A 2,375-nucleotide genomic window follows, 5' to 3' on the forward strand; every position below is an offset into this window, starting at 1 on the left:
GTGGCGCGGGCCCACCATCTGAACAGCGTCGAGAACGCCCGCCAGGCACACCAAGAACACGAGGCGATACTGCTCGCCTTCCAGTCGGGCGACATCTCCAGGGTTGAGCAGGCGCTGACGGCCCACATCAGCAACGTCAAAGCGCGCATCCTCGAGCTGCTTGAGGCGCGGGGCGGGAGGCTGTAGGCGTGCAGGGACCGGTCGCCGAGCGAAGGGTTCTCAAGTCCTTCCGCCTGGACGGCCGGGCGGCGATCGTCACTGGGGCCGGCCGCGGCCTCGGGCTGGCGATGGCCCGGGCGCTGGCAGAGGCCGGCGCCAGCCTGACGCTGGTCGATGTCAACCAGGAAGACCTCGACCAGGCGGCGGCCACGTTGCGCGCCGATGGCGCCCAGGCTCTGCCGGTACTGGCCGACGTGACCTCGGCTCCCGAGGTCGAAGGCCTTGTTCGGCAAACGGTGAGTGCCTACGGCGGCGTGCACATCCTGGTGAACAACGCCGGTGTGACGACCCGCTCGCCGTTCGAGGACCTGGAAGAAGCGGACTGGGAGAAGGTGCTGCGCGTCAATCTGGGCGGCATCTATCAGTGCTGCCGCTGGGCGGCGCGCCAGATGATCCAGCAGGAAGGTGGCACGATCATCAACGTTGCCTCGATCTCGGGTTTGGTGGGCAATCGCGGTGGCAACAACAGCCACTACTGCGCCAGCAAGGGCGGCGTGATCGCCCTGACGCGGTCGCTAGCCGTCGAATGGGCCCCCAAGGGGATCCGGGTGAATGCCATCGCACCCGGATATTTCGTCACTCCCATGACCGATCGCCTGAAGCAGCGCGATCCGGCTTTCTACAACGAATTGATCGGGCGGGTGCCGCTCGGGCGCTTCGGCAACGACCACGACCTGGCCGGCGCCGTTGTCTTTCTGGCGAGTGACGCTTCGGCGTTCATCTCGGGCCATGTTCTCGTCGTCGACGGCGCGTATACGGCGTGGTGAGGAGCAGGGTCAATGGGTCAAGTCCTGGTGCCTGAACCCTCCGGCCCGCGAGTGCGGGAACTATTGCGGGCGCAGTCCGACGTGCGCCGGCGCTGGCTGCAGGCCGCCGCCATCTGGATCGTGCTCGGCCTGCTGGTGCTGGCGGCTTCGCTGCTGTCGCCGGTCTTCCTCACCCCGCGCAACATCACCAACATCCTCAAACAGGCGGCGCCGCTGGGCATCCTGGCCGTCGGCGAGACGCTGGTCATCCTGACCGGCGGGATCGACTTATCCGTGGCCTCGGTGATGGCCTCGGTCTCGATCTTCGCCGCTGGGATCACGGACGGCCAGGACGAGCTGGTGGTGCCGGTCGTCGCCTTCTGCCTGGTGTTCTCGATCCTGGTTGGCCTGGGCAATGGGCTGATGGTGACCAAGCTCAGGATCCCGCCGTTCATCGCCACGCTGGGCATGATCCTGGTGGTGCAGGGCGTCCGCTTCGTGTACTCCAAAGGCATGCCAAAGACCTACATCCCGGATGTCCTGCGCTTCTGGGGCAGGGACTCGCTGGGCCCGGTTCCCATGGCGCTGATCATGTGGATGGTGATCGTCGTGATTGCCGGCTTCGTGCTCTCGCGGACCACCTTCGGTCGAAGGCTGTACGCCGTGGGAGGCAATGCCCGGACGGCCTATCTCTCGGGCGTGAACGTCGATGGCGTCAAGATCGCCGCCTACACCGCCTGCAGCTTCCTGGCCGGAATTGCCGGCCTGATCCTGGTAGGGTACGTTGGCACCGCCGACAACTGGCTGGGCAACGGCTACGAGCTCAACGCCATCGCCGCGGTCGTCATCGGCGGCACGGCCTTCGAGGGTGGCAAAGGAGGGCAGCTAGGGACGGTCGCCGGGGTGCTGATCCTGACGGTGCTGTTCAACCTGGTGCTGATGCTGCAGTTCGATGAAGAAGCGCGGCGGATCGTGAAAGGCGTGGTCATCCTCCTGGCGGTTGCGCTGTATGCCCGTCTGCGCACTCGCCGCTAACGTGTCGTCAGATGGCAACTTCTGAGTTGATCACCCCGAAAGGAGGTGGAGACAGAGCCAAGGCTGACCCGACTAGCAAGTCCGTGAGAGATGCTCGTCAAAATTCCAAGGAGGACTAGGAAGATGTCTGGCCGAAAGAGCATGTTGTTCGTTTCCTTGCTTGTAACGTTGGGATTGCTGATCGGGGCCTGTGCCCCGGCGGCGCCCGCCACTGAAGCGCCTGCGGCACCGCCTGAACCGGCGGCAACCGAAGCACCTGCGCCGACTGAGGCGGCCGCCCCGGCTGGCCCGATCGTGGTTGCGCCGGATGCCGAGGGCATGATCGACACCACGCCCTTCGCCACGGATCCGCCGTACACGATCTGCTTCAGCAAC

The 2,375-nt window shown here is 65.6% G+C and carries 4 protein-coding genes; all 4 read left to right on the top strand.

Going from position 1 to position 2,375, the window contains the following annotated elements:
* On the top strand, positions 1-186 hold a 186-nt coding region (locus tag MUO23_08165), incomplete at its 5' end, for a hypothetical protein (protein ID MCJ7512930.1).
* Between the two features lie 2 nt (positions 187-188).
* Positions 189-986 carry a glucose 1-dehydrogenase gene (locus MUO23_08170; protein MCJ7512931.1) on the top strand — a complete coding sequence of 266 codons (798 nt, stop codon included), beginning with the start codon at positions 189-191 and terminating at the stop codon, positions 984-986.
* Between the two features lie 12 nt (positions 987-998).
* Entirely contained in the window at positions 999-2,000 is a 1,002-nt protein-coding gene (locus MUO23_08175) for an ABC transporter permease (GenBank protein MCJ7512932.1), read from the top strand.
* Positions 2,001-2,123: 123 nt separating this feature from the next.
* A partial coding sequence (locus tag MUO23_08180; protein ID MCJ7512933.1) for a hypothetical protein occupies positions 2,124-2,375 on the top strand: 252 nt, incomplete at its 3' end.

It is taken from the genome of Anaerolineales bacterium, assembly GCA_022866145.1.
In the GTDB taxonomy this organism is placed as follows: domain Bacteria; phylum Chloroflexota; class Anaerolineae; order Anaerolineales; family E44-bin32; genus PFL42.

Excerpts from the sequence above, each read along its gene's own strand:
- MUO23_08175 (MCJ7512932.1), top strand. The coding sequence starts at position 999 with ATGGGTCAAGTCCTGGTGCCTGAACCCTCCGGCCCGCGAGTGCGGGAA.